Genomic DNA, 14740 nt, shown 5'->3' with positions numbered 1-14740 from the left:
CGTCCCTCGACACTCCCCGACGGCGCGGCGGTAGCGAGTCTTTTTTCACCCCCGCGGTCGATTCTGCGAGTGAATGATTTCCAAGCGGTTCGTTATCAAACGACTCCTGCTGCTGGTCCCGGTGTTGTTCGGGGTGGCGACGTTCGTGTTCGCCATCCTGCACCTCGCTCCGGGCGACCCCGCGAGAGTCATCGCGGGCCAGCGGGCGTCCGAGCAGTTCGTCCAGCAGGTCCGTGCGGAACTCGGACTCAACGACCCCATCTGGGTACAGTACGGCCGGTTCCTGGTCGACGCGGTCCAGTTGGACTTCGGCAACTCCTACCAGATTCAGAAGGGCACGCCGGTCAAGCAGATTCTGCGGTACAAGCTCCCGGTCACGCTGGAGATGGCGCTGTTCGGCCAGTTTCTCGGCATCTTGTTCGGTATCCCCATCGGTCTGCTCGGGGCGATAAAACAGGACGCTCTGAGCGACCACGTGACGCGAATCGGCGCGCTGAGCGGAATCAGCGTCCCGATTTACTGGAGCGGTCCGCTCCTCATCCTGCTGTTCGCCCAGATTCTGAACTGGTTCCCCGCGAGCGGTCGCGTCGCCTCCGAGTTCGACATCAACCCCATCACGGGAATCATCACGCTCGACACGCTCGTCCGCGGGAACTTCGCGGCGTTCCAGTCGGCCGCGATGCACCTGTTCCTGCCCTCGGTCGTCATCGGCATCTACTCGATGGCGCTCATCTCCCGCATGATGCGGTCGTCGATGCTGGAGGTCATCCGGCAGGACTACATGCGGACCGCCCGCGCGAAGGGCCAAGGCTCGAAGATCACGGTTATGAAACACGGCTTCCAGAACGCGCTCATCCCGGTGGTGACCGTCATCGGCATCCAGTTCGGCACTCTGCTGGGCGGCGCGGTCCTGACCGAGACCATCTTCGGCATCGCGGGCATCGGCACCCTGCTGGTGAGCGCGATTCAGGTCGGTGACTACCCGGTCGTGCAGGGTACCGTCCTGATGTTCGCGTTCCTGTTCACGCTGGTGAACCTGCTCGTGGACGTGACCTACTCCTACCTCGACCCGCGGATCGAACAATAAGAATGAGCACGGAAACCCAACGCGAGGACGTGGGCAAGCGCGGCGTCGTCGAGCGACTCCGCGCGTCCCCGTTCCTCTCCGAACTGCTGTCGAACCGCCTCGCCGTCGCGGGTCTCACCATCATCTTCGCGATGGTGGCCATCGCGCTCTACGCGCGACTCTTCATCGACCTCGCGTCGGTAACCCAGAGCCAAATCGGGACCAACCCCAACCTCGCGCCGCCGAGTTGGCTGAGCAAGAAGACCGCCATCGTCGGCGAGTACGGCGCGTTCGCGTACCCGTTCGGCACCGACATCCAGTCGCGCGACATCTTCCGTCGCGTGCTGTACGGCGCGTGGCTTGCGATGAAGTACGGCACCATCACGGTCGGGGCCTCGACGGTGCTGGGCGTCGGTCTCGGCATCCTCGCGGCCTACTACGGCGACATTACCGACAACGTCATCATGCGGACGATGGACGTGCTGCTCGCGTTCCCGAGTCTCCTGCTCGCGCTGGCGCTGGTCGCCATCTTCGGCGCGGGCCTCTGGAAGGTGGTCATCGCCCTGACGCTGGTGTACACTCCGCGGTTCGCCCGCGTCGTCCGCGGCGCCGCCCTGAAGGTGCTGGAAGACGAGTACATCGAGGCGACGGAGGCGCTCGGGGCGAGAGATGCTCGGGTCATCGTCCGCCACATCATGCCCAACTGCCTCGCGCCCATCACGGTCCAGTCCACGCTCAACTTCGGACTCGCCATCATCGACATCGCGGCGCTGTCGTTCCTCGGGTTCGGCGCCGAGGCCGGGACGCCGTCGTGGGGACTGATGCTGTCGAACGGCGTGAATCAGGGACTGCTGACCGGCGACTGGTGGTGGTCGTTCTTCCCCGGTCTGTTCCTCGCCATCACCGTCCTCGGGTTCAACCTGCTCGGCGACGGGATGCGCGACGCGCTCGACCCACGGATGCGCGAGACCGTGGACTGACCGATGAGTTCGGACGTCGAACCGACGCTCCGCGAACGCGTCCGGCGCCTCGGACGCGCACTCGCGCTCGGCGCGGCGCTGGCGGCCGTCGCGGTACCCGTTCTCGTCCTCTCGGGCGAGTCGGTCGGGTTCGCCAGCGAGAAAATCTTCGCGGTCGGCGCGCTCGTGTTCGGGTTCTCGATTCTGGGCTGGTCGGGGTCGGTGTTCGCGGGACGTGGCATCGAGAACTTCCAGCGACACCTCGGCGGTCGGTCCGACTGGTCGGAGGCCGACTCCCGGCAGGCGATGGCGGTCCTCGGGAGCGTCGGTCTCGGCGGGATGGTCGGCACGGTGCTGGCGACGTGGGTCGTCGCGGGCGTGACGTGACACCCGGAGAGTGAGACGTTTTAAGTCGTGGGATTCGTACCTCTGGGTATGAACGAAACCACGCGCCTCGCCGCCGCAATCGGACTCGGACTCGTGTTCGTCGTCTGGCAGGCCAGACAGGAACCCGGTCGGCTGTTCGCCGCGATACTGGCCGTCGTCGCCGTCGGCTACGCGTTCGCGCCGGTGATTCGCGACGGCATCGCTAGCTGAATCGGACCGGTCGAACTCGTCGAATCCGGTTGCGTTCAATCTCCCCGCGGCGCTCGGCGAACGTCGATAGCACTCACGACGCACCTCGTGCCGGGTGGTCCTCGTATCGCTAGCCGGTGGCAGTCAAAAGGAAACGACGGGGCGGTCCGAGCAGGCACCCCGTCGAAGGTTCCGTCGGCGGACGAGTACCCTTCTGGTTGGCAGTTGGTTGACAGTGCATCAGTCGGCGGGAGCGCGCCGACGATGGCTGATACGGTGGATTTACACATAACTGCGCTCTTTTGCGCAACTCTTTCAACTCACCACGTAAGAAGCGGACGTGCGTTTTGTGAGTTCGTTAAATTCCAGCCAAACGTATCGAAACTGCCGACGGGAGTACGCGTCAGATTGAGATTTGTCGAGTTCCGGTCTCCGGGCGGAGCCTCGGCGACTCCTCGACCGAACCGTTACTTCCGAACGTTCCGTCCGACCGCCTCGCCGAACTCGCCGTCGGCGTCGATGCTCTCGAACTCGGCCGACTCGCTCCGATACACCACGTTCCCCCGGACCATCGTCAGTTCGGGGAACACGCCGGCCATCCCCTCGAACGGCGTCCAGTCGCACTTCGAGTGGAGGTCATCGCCGCGAATCTCGCGGGACTCGTCGGGGTCGACCAGCACGAGGTCGGCCATCAGACCCTGTTCGACCGTCCCTCGCCGGGTCAGACCGAACACGTCGGCGGGGTTGGCCGCGGTCAGGTCCCGGACGCGCTCGTAGGTCAGGTTGTCCTTCCGGGCCTCTTCGAGCAGGAGCGGCAGGGCGGTTTCGACTCCCGGCACGCCGCTCGGGGCGTCCCAGATGCTCGCGTCCTTCTCCTCGCGGGTGTGAGGCGCGTGGTCGGTGGCGACCATGTCGACCGTGCCGTCGGCGACGCGTTCGAACAGCGCCTCCCGGCGGTCCTCGCTCCGGAGCGGCGGGTTCATGCGACCGAACGTGCCCAACTCGTCGTAGTCCCCGCGAGAGAGGAAGAGGTGGTGGGGCGTGACCTCGCAGGTCGCGCCGCCCGCTGTGGCAGCGTCCACGCCCTCTGGCGTGCTGGTGTGGGCGATGTGGACCTGTGCGTCGGCCTCCGCGCCGATTTCGACCGCACGCTCGACCGCGGCGGCCTCGGCCTCCGCGGTCCGGTAGGCGCTCCACGCGTCGTAGTCGTCGCCGTCGCGCTCGCGGGCCTCCGCCGAGAACAGGTCGGCGTCCTCGGCGTGGACCGTGACGACCCGGTACTCGTCGGTCGCGCGCTCGACGGCCTCCCGGAACAGGTCCTCCTCGATGCCCATCTCGCCGGTCGAGTCCGCGAGGAACACCTCGCCGAGCGCCAGCACCGGCCGGTCGAACAGTTCGTCGGGGTTCCAGTCGGGCGTCACGCCGCCGTTGATACCGTAATCGACGTAGGAGTCGGCCGCGAGGTCGGCCTTCCGGTCGAAGGCGTCGCCGTCCACGGTCGGCGGGTCGGTGTTCGGTTGGTCCACTACGGTGGTCACGCCGCCCGCCGCGGCCGACCTGCTCCCCGTCTCCCACGTCTCCTTGTGGTCGAACCCGGGTTGGCGGAAGTGGACGTGTGCGTCTATCATCCCCGGCAGGAGGAGTTTCCCGGTGGCGTCGATGGAGTCGCCGGACTCGGTCAGCGTCGACCCGACGCCCGCGATGCGGCCCGCGGACGTGTCGATGCGCACGTCCACCTGTCGGCCGTCCGCGAGCGTCGCGTTCCGAATAGTGAGCATTGGTCGTCGGGCAGTTCGGGGGTGGGCGTCCTAAGCGTCCCGATTGCGAGTCCACGGAGCGGGTCGGAGAATCGCGCGGAGAACTGCGCCGGGGAACCGCGTCAGTCGGCGGTTCCGGCGTCCGCGGCGTCGTCGAGCGTCTCGACCGTGGTCTCCTCGTCGCCAACCAGCAACTCCTCGACGGTCCGGGCGACTTTCTCGGGGTCGCTCGCCCCGCCGGCCGCCGCGATGCTCCCGACCGAATCCCGGTCGAACGGCAGGTCCAGCGCGACGTAGACGGGGTCGAGGACCGCCGCGATTTCCTCGTGGTCGCGGACCACGACGACACCAGAGACCAGCGCGGCGTTCTTCCGGACGCGCTGGGCGATTCCGACGAGTTTCCCGCCGCTCCGGAGCGAGTAGTCGCCGGGGCAGAAACTCGCCTCGGGTTCGCCCCGGGAGGCGGGCACGCCGAGTCGCCAGAGGGCCCGCTGGACCGCCCGCGTCGTCGCCTCGTATCGCTCGTCCATGCCGACCCGCATGTCCTCCAGCGGAACCACCTTGGCGAACGCGACGGTGTTGCCGGTGTAGGCGACCGCCCGGCCGCCGACCGACCGCTCGACCGGCGTGAACCCGGAGGCGTCGGCGACCCGCTTGGCCACTTCGTAGTCGTCGGCCCGGGCGTCGCGCCGCCCGAAGGCGAGTTGGCGGTGGGGTCGCCACGCCCGGACCGACGCCTCGCCGGTCTCGGCCGCCCGTTCGAGCATCGCCGAGACGACCTCGCGGTCGGCGTCCCGACCCGCCGCCCGGCCGCGGAGTACGCGCATGCCGGGGGCTTGGCATTCGGAGTACCTAAACCCTCGCGTCTCCGAGGTGGGGTCGATGGTCACGGTCGGACCGGAGTTACTGGAGGACTTTCCGCGATTCTCGCTGTACAACTCGCCGTACGCCGCCCACGACGAGGGGTGCGCGATAGACCTGTACCCCCACGAGGGAGACTGGCGCGAGGGGAGCGAAGGGAGGGAGGCGAACGAGGGACGCGAGACCGCCGCGCCGAGTCCCGTCGCGGGCGAAGTAGTCGCCGCCCGGACGGTGTCCGCGCCGCCGAAACCCTACGCCGCGGACCACGACCACCTCGTCGTGGTGGACACCGGCGACCGCCTCGCTCGGATACTCCACGTCGACCCCGCGGTCGAACCCGGCGACGTGGTCGCACGCGGCGATTCGCTCGGCGAGATGGTGCGCTCGGGGTTCTTCGCGCCGTGGGTGGACAACCACGTCCACCTCGGCTTCCGCGACGGCGACGCGAACCCCTTCCGGGCCTCGGGGTCGCTCCCCCTCGAACTCGACCCCGGCGTCGAACTCGCGGCCGTGCCGTGGGACGGCCGCGGCGAGGTCGTTGCGACGGGCGACACCTACGCGATTCTCGACGCGCCCGACCACCCCGCGCCGGGCGAGCGATTCGCGGGCATCGCCGCCGACGGGACCGCTCGGCCGTTGGACGGGGGACTCCCGCACTACGAGGGCGGCGGGATTCTGGGCACGGACGAGACAACCGGGCCGGTCTCGCTCGCGGGTCGCCGGGTCGGGACCGCCGATACTCGGACCGTCGCGTGGGACGACGTGACAGTGGTCGCGAACGGGACGCCCGTCACGGGCCTCTCGTTTGTCCTCGCGCGCGAGACGCTCGGCGCGAAACTCGTCTGCCCAGATGCCGACTTCGAGGTCGGCGAGTCGGTCGAAGTCCGGCCGACCCGCTGACGACTCCACCCGTGACCGGTTTTCCGTCGACGGAAACGACGCGCCCGGCCGCGACCGACCGCCGGGACGCGGGCCGTGCGGACGGTGACACCGGTTTCGCTTCGGTGACGTATCACCGGCTAGAACCTGCGTTTCGAGGGCGAAAGCTCATCCGGTGACTGTTCGTCTACTCGGGCATGGAAGGAGAAGGTTCCGCCCACGTACTGAGCGGTGAGGGGGAGGACGGAGGACCGACGACGGAGAACCCGGTGAGCGAGTCGGGACTCGACCGCATCTTCACCGCGCTGTCCGACCCCCGACGCAGGGTCGTCGTGCAGTACTTTCTGAACACCTCCGACGACGTCGCGACGGTCACTGACCTCGCTCGCTACGTGAGCGACAGGGTCGAGGACGGCTTCGAGTCGGTCGTGGTCGCCCTCCACCACAAGGACGTGTCGAAACTGGCCGAGGCGGGCATCGTCGAGTACGACCTGCGAACCGAGACCGTCGAGTACGTCGGTCCGCCGTTCGTCGCGGAACTGCTCGACCGGGCGGAGAGAGACCGCGGTCGGGGTCCGACGACCGCCGGTCCCGGCGCGCTCGACCACCTCTCGGACGCGCTCGCGACCGACGACCCCGCAGAGAAGGACTACCGCATCCGGCAGGCGCTCCAGTACGTCCACTTCGAGAGCCACGAGTAGCGCACGCCCGTTTCGCCTCCTGTTCGTGTTCTATTCGCCGCACAGCTCTTACATTCGGCGTCGCCGGTCAGGACTCGAACTCGATTTCGGCTTTCGTCGTCACCTCGCCGAACAGGAAGTCCGAGTGGTCCACGGCGTACTCCTTGTGGTCCTCTTCGATGTAACCGAGGGCGTCCTCGACCAGTACGGGCCGGTAGTCTCGCAACCCCGCGCTCCCGGCGGTGTGGAGGACGCAGACGTTCGCCAGCGTCCCGCAGAGCAGCAGGTCGTCTATCTTGTGGGCGTCGAGATACCCCTCCAAGTCGGTCCGGTAGAACGCGTCGTAGGTGTGCTTGTCCACCACGTGGTCGGTCTCGCGCACGTCGAGGTCGTCGTGGAGTCGGGCCTCCCACGACCCTTCGAGGACGTGTTCGCCCCACCGCTCGAACTCGTCGTAGTAGTGGTTGCCCTCGAACTGCTCGGGCGGGTGCACGTCGCGGGTGTAGACGACCGACGCGCCCGCATCTCGGGCGGCCGCGACGACCTCCGACACGTCGGCGAGAGCGTCCTCGCTGGCGGGCGCGTAGAGGCTTCCGTCAGGGTGACAGAATCCGTTCTGCATGTCCACGACGACGACCGCGGTCGAATCGGGGTCGAAGCTCATGGTCGAACGTAGTCGCTCGCCGCCGAAAACGTTTTCCGAGGCTGCGGCCCGACACCGTTCGAGCCGAGTCGAAACGTCGTTCGGATTTTTTCAGCCACCAGTCAGGAGGTTTTTGCCTGTGTAGCCCGACCACTGGAGTACAGGAAATGCGTACGAAAATCGCAATCGCGGTTGTTCTCATGCTCGTGGTCGCGGGCTGCTCGCAGGCCCCCGGCGCGGGGACGACGACAGATACGACGGGGGCACCGACGACCCAGCCCGGTTCCGACACGCAGACCGTTCGACAGGACGCGGTCGTCAAGCCGGACGACCCCGAGTCCGACGTTCTCGGGTGGGAGGCGGGGCTCTGGTACAACGAAACCGTCGACGTGACCCCCGACGACGGGTTGAACGAGACCGAACTCAATAAGACGGTCGCCCGCTCGATGGCTCGCGTCGAACGCATCCGTCAACTCGAGTTCGACCAACAGGTTCCCGTCGAAATCATGACTCGCGAGGAGTTCCGCTCGAATCAATCCAACGGGGCGACCCCCGCGGACCGTCGGGTGTTCGACAACGCGAAGTACGAATCGCTGTTCATGATAAACGAGTCGGCCGACTCCATCGCGGTCCAGAACCGCAACTCCGGGTCGTCCGTCGGTGGCTACTACAGTCCCTCGAAGGACTCCATCGTGGTCATCGCCGACAGTGGAAGCACCGACGCGCCGAAGCTTCCCGAACTGACGCTCGCTCACGAGTTGACCCACGCGCTACAGGACCAGCAGTTCGGTCTGGGCGGTCTGAACCAGTCTACCCGCGAACTCCACAACGCCAAAGACGGCCTCATCGAGGGGAGCGCGAACTACGTCCAGCACCGCTACTCCCAGCGCTGTAAGTCGACGTGGAACGGCACCTGTCTCACCCCGAGTTCCTCGTCGGGGTCGGGCGGCGGCATCGCCAACATGGGGGCGTACCTCATCAAGTTCCAGCCCTACAGCGACGGTCCGGCGTTCGTCCGGGGAGTCAAGAAGAAGGGCGGCTGGGAGGCGGTCAACGACCTCTACAATAACACGCCCGAGAGCACCGAGCAGATAATCCACCCCGAAAAGTACGGCACCGACTCGCCCGCCGAGTTCTCCATCGAGAACCGGACCAGCGGTGGCTGGGAGCGGGTGACGTTGGAGAACCGACCGAGTTACGGGAGCGTCGGCGAAGCGGGCATCTTCTCGATGTTCATGTACCCGTTCTACGACAGCAACCAGCAGACCCAGATAATCCCCGCACGGGACTTCTTCAACCGGAAGAAGGGGTCGAGCCAACTGCGCGCCGTCGACCCGTTGAACTACAACAGCACCTACTCTGCCGGATGGGACGGTGACAAACTCGCGGTCTTCACCAACGACCGCGCGAAGGCCAACGAGACCGGCTACGTCTGGAAGTCCGTCTGGGACTCCGAGCAGGACGCCTCGGAGTTCCTCACGGGCTACCGGAAGGTCCTGAAGTACAACGGCGCGAAGAAGGTCGACGGCCGCGCGAACACGTGGCGCATCCCCGACGGGAACGGGTTCTCCGACGCCTTCTACGTCAAGCGCACCGGCGACACCGTCGTCGTCGTGAACGCCCCGTCCGTCTCGGAACTCTCGAACGTCCGGAAGGGCGCGGCACCTGCGGCGTAACCGAGTCGCTCCGTTTCTCTCTTTTCTCTCCGTCTCTTTCTTCTCCTCCTCTTTTCGCTCCTCTCTCACTGTCTTCCGCCTCCCCTACCTCTCACCGTCTCCGGACCCTCTCGTCGTCCCTCCGTCTTCCCTGTCGCTCCGCCTCCAGCGACGGCGGGTAAGCGGGACCTTTTTCGCTCCGGCGAAGGTACGTGCCAGCATGAATCTCCCGAGGTGGCGGCGATGAGCGACGGGTTCGACGTGGTGTCCGAGGCGGCCATCGGCGACGGGACGGCGACCGACGCCTACTTCCTCCGGACCGAGGAGACGCTGGCGGCGGCCGACCGCAACCCCCGCGTCGTGGCAGAGGTCACGCAGGACCAGTTCCCGACCGGTGAGTTCGACCTGCTGGCGGGCATGAAGGACGCCGCCCGCCTGCTCGAAGGACTTCCGGTCGACGTGGACGCGATGCGCGAAGGACAACTGTTCGACGGCGGCCCTGTGATGCGAATCGAGGGCGACTACCTCGACTTCGCGCGGTACGAGACCTCGCTGTTGGGCTTTCTCTCTCACCAGAGCGGCGTCGCCACCGCGGCGCTGGAGGCCCGGCGGGCCGCGCCCGACTCGTCGGTGCTGAGTTTCGGCGCGCGCCACGTCCACCCCGCCATCGCGCCGATGATAGAGCGGGGCGCGCTCGTCGCGGGGTTCGACGGTTTCTCGCACGTCGCGGCGGGCGAGGTTCTCGGCCGCGAGGCCAGCGGCACGATGCCCCACGCGCTGGTCATCGCCTTCGGCGACCAGGAGACGGCGTGGGAGGCCTTCGACGAGACGGTCGACGCCGAAGTCCCGCGCATCGCCATCTGCGACACGTACTGCGACGAGAAAGACGAGAGTATCCGCGCCGCCGAGGCGCTGGGCGACGCCTTGGACGGCGTGCGCCTCGACACGACGAGTTCCCGACGCGGCGACTTCCGGCACATCGTCCGGGAGGTCCGGTGGGAACTCGACGCCCGCGGTCACGACGACGTGGAAATCTTCGTCAGCGGCGGACTCGGCCCCGCGGACCTCCGGAACCTCCGGGACGTCGCAGACGGGTTCGGCGTCGGCGGTCACGTCAGCAACGCCGACCCGCTGGACTTCGCGCTCGACATCGTGGAACTCGACGGCGAACTGGTCGCCAAGCGCGGCAAACTCTCCGGGAAGAAGGAGGCGTTCCGGACGCCGGACGGCGGCCACCACGTCGGTCTCGCCGACCGCGCGGACCCCGAGGGCGGCGAGGCGCTGCTCGAACCGCTGATTCGGGACGGCGAAATCGTCCGGGAGTTCGACGTGGACGCCGCGGCCGAGCGCGCACTGGCCGACGCCGAAGCGGTCGGGTTCCGCGAGGGCGAGTGAGGAGTTGACGCTGCGCTTTTCGTCGACGTGTTACCAGCGAGAGAGCGTCTGAATCTCCGAGTCAGACGCGAACAAGTACAGTAAACGGTCGAGTGTTAGAGTTCTTCGACGGTTCCTTCGGGTTCGCGCTCGCTGAACACCTGTCCGTCGAACAGGGTCACCATCACGTCGTCGTCCTCCCACGCGCCCTTGGGGAGTCCGGCCTTCCGGCAGGTCCGGTCGAGATACTCGAAGACGCTCCACTCGTTCTCGATGGGGAGCGTCGGGTACATCCACGCCTGCTTGCCTCGTCCCTCGATGGCGACGCCGTGGGTTCCGAGTTCGATGTCCTCCACCGCGTCCTCCGTGAACTGGGTGTCGCGGACGACGCAGACCGATATCTTCAGGTTCGGAAGCTCCGCTTCCTCGACTTCAGAGCCGCACGAGGTGTCGCTCGCCGCGCTGATGGCCGAGTCCACGATGAGGTGGCCGAGTTGGTCGGTGCCTTCGTAGGCCCCGTCGCATCCCCGGAGTCGACCGCGTCCTCGCGTGGAGGCGAGCCGGACGAACACGCCGGTTCGGGCGTAGAACGCTTCGCGCATGCTACCGGGCTGTTCGCGCTGCCCGTTGATGACGTAGGATTCGACCGATTCCCGTGCGAGTTCGACGGCCCGCGTGCCGTCCTCGTAGGAGAGAGTTACTGCCTGAGCCTGTGCCATACAGAAACCGATAGGGCAGGTAGCACCTTCAAGTCTTCCCTTCAATACTAAACGCAGAAATCTCCCGCTACGTTTCATGTGGGCACCGTTATCACGGGGTAACACCGGCCTACTGGCCCGGTAACGCCGTGTTTCGCCGGAGTTCGCACCGAACTGCTTAAACCCGGCGAGGCGCTACTCTCGACCGGCAGAGGGAGCCGAGTTCCCGCGAGGGCGCGGCCTCGCCGCGCCCCCGTGAGGAAAGTCCCCCCACCGTTCGGGCAGGCGACCGGACGCAAGTCCGGAGCGGGAGACCGCTGGCTCTGGAACAGAAACGAGACCCCTCTCCCCGACCGATGAGGTGCGCGAATCCCGACCCGAGACGGCTCACGCCGAGGAAAGGAACGGAGAGTTGACCCACCGAGGGACAGCGTCCCGGCATTGCCGGCACGCGGACGGGAGAGAACGGATGGAACGGCGAATCCTCGCCGGTGCAAGTCCACGCCGCGATGCGCGGCGTTTCGACGCCGTGCATCGTCAAGGTAGCCCGGACGACGGCGCGGACGCTCAGCCGAATACTCGGACGAACAGAAGGGGGCTTACTCCCCTCAGCCGTTTTCGTACGACTCGGAGCGTGCCGTCCCCGGAGGCTGTTCTCCCTACCTACCCGAAGGCGACCACCAGTAGCGCGAGCGCTGCGACGATCTCGGCCGCGAGTACCGTGACCGCGGCCCCGATTTTCAGGGCGTTCGTGCCTAGTCCCGATTCGGTGGCGCTCATCGACCTGTATTTGTGGACGATTCACAATAAGGTGGACACACGGTTGGGAATTGTTCGCGGTTACGACCGGTCCGTAACGCAATGAACGCTCGTGAACGGTTCCCTCCCGGGCGAAACGTGAGCTTACGGTGAGAAGAGTCGGAGCCTACTGGAGAGATAATAAATCAAGCCGGTCGAGTTGTTAAGGACACCCATCTGAGGCCGGCTCTTTGACAGAGCAATTAATAACTCCTCGGCGACTACTCTCGACCAATGACTACCGACGAGCGCGAACGGACGGTCCGTCTCTCTGTCCCCGAGATGGACTGCCCGTCCTGCGCCGGCAAGGTGACCGCGAGCGTCGAGCGACTCGACGGGGTGCGCGAGACCGACCCGGCACCGACGACGGGGACGCTCCGAGTTGCCTACGACGCGGACGCGACCGATCCCGAGGACATCCGCGAGCGGGTCGAGTCCGCCGGATACGCGGTCGAAGGCGACGACGGAGCGGCGGACGGCCGACTCCGCCTCTCGGTCCCCGAGATGGACTGTCCGTCGTGCGCGGGCAAGGTCGAGAACGCGCTCGACGGCGTGGCCGGCGTCGAGACGTACGAGACGCGACCGGCGACCGGCGAGGTCCTCGTGACCGGCGACGCCGACCGCGAGCGCGTCGTCTCGGCGATAGCGGGCGCGGGCTACGAGGTCGAGAACGCGACGAGCGACGGCGGCGGCCCCGACGTGGCCGCGTCGAGCGACGTGTGGACGAGTCCGCGCGCTCTCAAGACGTGGGCCGGGGCCGCCCTCATGGTCGCCGGTCTCGTCCTCGAATTCCTGCTCACGGGCCTCGACGGTCTGCTGTTCTCCGCCGTCGGCCGCGAGTTCCACCTCTCCTCGGTCCTCCTCCTGCTCGCGGCCGGGGTCGCGGGCCAAGAGATTCTCCGGAACGGTTACTACTCCGCGAAGACCCTGAGCCTCGACATCGACCTCCTGATGGGGGTCGGCGTCCTCGCCGCGGTCGGAGTCGGTCTCTACTTCGAGGCCGCGACCCTCGCCGTGCTGTACAGCGTCGCGGAACTGCTCGAACGGTTCTCGATGGACCGGGCGCGCAACTCGGTTCGGGAACTGATGGACCTCTCGCCCGACACCGCGACGGTCAAGCGCGGCGCGAACGGGGAGCGAGAGGAGACTGTGCCCGTCGAGGAAGTGGCGGTCGGCGAGATAGTCGCGGTCCGGCCCGGCGAGAAGATTCCTGTGGACGGCGAGGTAGTCGAGGGCGCGAGCGCGGTGAATCAGGCCCCCATCACGGGCGAGAGCGTCCCCGTGGACAAGTCGCCCGGCGCGGAGGTGTACGCCGGGACGGTCAACGAGGAGGGCTACCTCGAAGTCGAGGCCACCGCCGAGGCCGACGAGACCACCCTCTCGCAGGTCATCGAGTTGGTCGGCGACGCTCAGCGCGACCGGACCGACCGCGAGCAGTTCATCGAGCGGTTCGCGGCCTACTACACTCCGCTCATCGTGGTCGGGGCGCTCCTGACCGCCTTCGGCCCGCCGCTCCTGCTCGGCGGTCCCTTCCGCGAGTGGTTCGTCCGCGGTCTGACCCTGCTGGTGGTCGCCTGCCCGTGCGCGTTCGTCATCTCGACGCCGGTCTCGGTCGTCTCGGGCGTCACCAGCGCGGCCCGGAACGGCGTCCTCGTGAAGGGCGGCCCGCACCTCGAATCGATGGGGGCGGTCGAGGCCGTCGCCTTCGACAAGACCGGGACGCTGACCGAGGGGAACCTCGCGGTCACTGACGTGGTTCCGCTCGACGGTACCGACGAGACCGACCTCCTGCGGTGCGCCCACGACCTCGAACGCCGGAGCGAACACCCCATCGCGGAGGCCATCGTGGAACACGCCCACGCCGCCGGAGACCCTCACGACGAGTCGGGCGGGGACCGGCCCGTCGAGAACTTCGAGAGTCTGACGGGCAAGGGCGTCCGCGCCGACCTCGGCGGCGTGACCCACTACGCGGGAAAGCCCGCGCTCTTCGAGGAACTCGGATTCGATTTGGGGCACGTCCACCTCAGCACCGACGGCGGTGAGCGAACCACCGGTTTGCGAGCCTCGTCGGACTCCCGGTCCGACGGCGGTGAAGTAATCACGAAGGACCCCGACAGCAAGTGCGAGGACCGCGACGACTGCCTCGACCTGCTCGCCGACGTGGTGCCCCGGTTCCAGCGCGAGGGCAAGACGGTCGTCCTCGTCGGCACGGAAGACGAGTTGGAGGGCGTCCTCGCCGTCGCCGACGAGGTTCGCCCGGCGGCCAAGGAGACGGTCGCGCGCTTGCAGGCGTTCGGCATCGAGACGGTCATGCTCACGGGCGACAACGAGGGGACCGCCCGCGCGGTGGCCGAGGAGGTCGGCGTCGACGAGTTCCGGGCCGAACTCCTGCCCGAGGGGAAGGTCGAAGCCGTCGAGGAACTGACCGACCGGTACGAGTCGGTGGCGATGGTCGGCGACGGCGTCAACGACGCGCCCGCGCTGGCCGCCGCGACGGTCGGCGTGGCGATGGGCGCGGCCGGGACCGACACCGCCATCGAGACGGCCGACATCGCCCTGCTGGGCGACGACCTGCGGAAGGTGCCGTACCTCTACCGCCTCTCGCGGAAGGCCAACGCCGTCATCCGCCAGAACATCTGGGCCAGTCTCGCGGTCAAGGCCGTGCTGGCCGTGGGCGCACCGCTCGGACTGGTCTCGGTGGCGGTGGCGATAGTCGTCGGCGACATGGGGATGAGTCTGGGCGTGACGGGTAACGCGATGCGACTGGCGCGGGTCGACCCCGACGAGTAAGGAG

13 protein-coding genes and 1 other RNA gene are annotated in these 14740 nt (G+C 67.3%); 10 read left to right on the top strand and 4 right to left on the bottom strand.

The window, feature by feature from the left end; genetic code table 11:
• The first annotated feature begins 73 nt into the window (after positions 1–73).
• The 4 genes from M0R89_RS08415 to M0R89_RS08400 are packed head-to-tail and all read left to right on the top strand — an operon-like array spanning position 74 to position 2622.
• On the top strand, positions 74–1087 hold the full coding sequence (locus M0R89_RS08415) for an ABC transporter permease (RefSeq protein WP_248652103.1): 1014 nt from the start codon (positions 74–76) through the stop codon (positions 1085–1087).
• 2 nt (positions 1088–1089) lie between these two features.
• Positions 1090–2046, top strand: a complete 957-nt coding sequence (locus tag M0R89_RS08410; protein ID WP_248652102.1) for an ABC transporter permease — start codon at positions 1090–1092, stop codon at positions 2044–2046.
• 3 nt (positions 2047–2049) lie between these two features.
• Positions 2050–2412: a DUF7268 family protein gene (locus M0R89_RS08405; RefSeq protein ID WP_248652101.1), complete on the top strand. Its 363-nt coding sequence runs from the start codon at positions 2050–2052 to the stop codon at positions 2410–2412.
• A gap of 48 nt (positions 2413–2460) precedes the next feature.
• Complete coding sequence (locus tag M0R89_RS08400; RefSeq protein WP_248652100.1) at positions 2461–2622, top strand: hypothetical protein; 162 nt, start codon at positions 2461–2463, stop codon at positions 2620–2622.
• A gap of 446 nt (positions 2623–3068) precedes the next feature.
• On the opposite strand, the gene M0R89_RS08395 is transcribed toward M0R89_RS08400, so the two are convergent.
• Positions 3069–4379 carry a dihydroorotase gene (locus tag M0R89_RS08395; protein WP_248652099.1) on the bottom strand — a complete coding sequence of 437 codons (1311 nt, stop codon included), beginning with the start codon at positions 4377–4379 and terminating at the stop codon, positions 3069–3071.
• 101 nt (positions 4380–4480) lie between these two features.
• Positions 4481–5185 carry a lipoate--protein ligase family protein gene (locus M0R89_RS08390; RefSeq protein WP_248652098.1) on the bottom strand — a complete coding sequence of 235 codons (705 nt, stop codon included), beginning with the start codon at positions 5183–5185 and terminating at the stop codon, positions 4481–4483.
• Positions 5186–5240: 55 nt separating this feature from the next.
• Here M0R89_RS08390 and M0R89_RS08385 point away from each other — a divergent pair, with 55 nt between their 5' ends.
• Positions 5241–6119 (top strand): DUF8155 domain-containing protein, encoded by an 879-nt coding sequence (locus M0R89_RS08385; protein WP_248652097.1) that lies wholly within the window; start codon positions 5241–5243, stop codon positions 6117–6119.
• A gap of 176 nt (positions 6120–6295) precedes the next feature.
• Positions 6296–6799, top strand: a complete 504-nt coding sequence (locus M0R89_RS08380) for a DUF7344 domain-containing protein (protein WP_248652096.1) — start codon at positions 6296–6298, stop codon at positions 6797–6799.
• A 67-nt stretch (positions 6800–6866) separates the two neighbouring features.
• Here the strand turns inward: M0R89_RS08380 and M0R89_RS08375 are convergent, their stop codons facing one another.
• Positions 6867–7442 (bottom strand): cysteine hydrolase family protein, encoded by a 576-nt coding sequence (locus M0R89_RS08375; protein WP_248652095.1) that lies wholly within the window; start codon positions 7440–7442, stop codon positions 6867–6869.
• A gap of 146 nt (positions 7443–7588) precedes the next feature.
• On the opposite strand from M0R89_RS08375, the gene M0R89_RS08370 reads away from it, so the two are divergent.
• Positions 7589–9097: an Hvo_1808 family surface protein gene (locus M0R89_RS08370; protein WP_248652094.1), complete on the top strand. Its 1509-nt coding sequence runs from the start codon at positions 7589–7591 to the stop codon at positions 9095–9097.
• Between the two features lie 222 nt (positions 9098–9319).
• Positions 9320–10471 carry a nicotinate phosphoribosyltransferase gene (locus M0R89_RS08365; RefSeq protein WP_248652093.1) on the top strand — a complete coding sequence of 384 codons (1152 nt, stop codon included), beginning with the start codon at positions 9320–9322 and terminating at the stop codon, positions 10469–10471.
• A gap of 95 nt (positions 10472–10566) precedes the next feature.
• Here M0R89_RS08365 and M0R89_RS08360 read toward each other — a convergent pair whose 3' ends face one another.
• The gene (locus tag M0R89_RS08360; protein WP_248652092.1) at positions 10567–11169 is read right to left on the bottom strand and encodes a TIGR00296 family protein; all 603 of its coding nucleotides are present in this window, start codon (positions 11167–11169) and stop codon (positions 10567–10569) included.
• A gap of 186 nt (positions 11170–11355) precedes the next feature.
• Here M0R89_RS08360 and rnpB point away from each other — a divergent pair.
• An RNA gene (gene rnpB, locus M0R89_RS08355) (RNase P RNA component) lies at positions 11356–11762 on the top strand.
• Between the two features lie 418 nt (positions 11763–12180).
• Positions 12181–14736 carry a heavy metal translocating P-type ATPase gene (locus M0R89_RS08350; protein ID WP_248652091.1) on the top strand — a complete coding sequence of 852 codons (2556 nt, stop codon included), beginning with the start codon at positions 12181–12183 and terminating at the stop codon, positions 14734–14736.
• Positions 14737–14740 lie beyond the last annotated feature (4 nt).

The sequence above is a fragment of the Halorussus limi genome (assembly GCF_023238205.1).
GTDB classification, from domain to species: domain Archaea; phylum Halobacteriota; class Halobacteria; order Halobacteriales; family Haladaptataceae; genus Halorussus; species Halorussus limi.
This window is presented reverse-complemented; position numbering and strand designations above follow the sequence as displayed.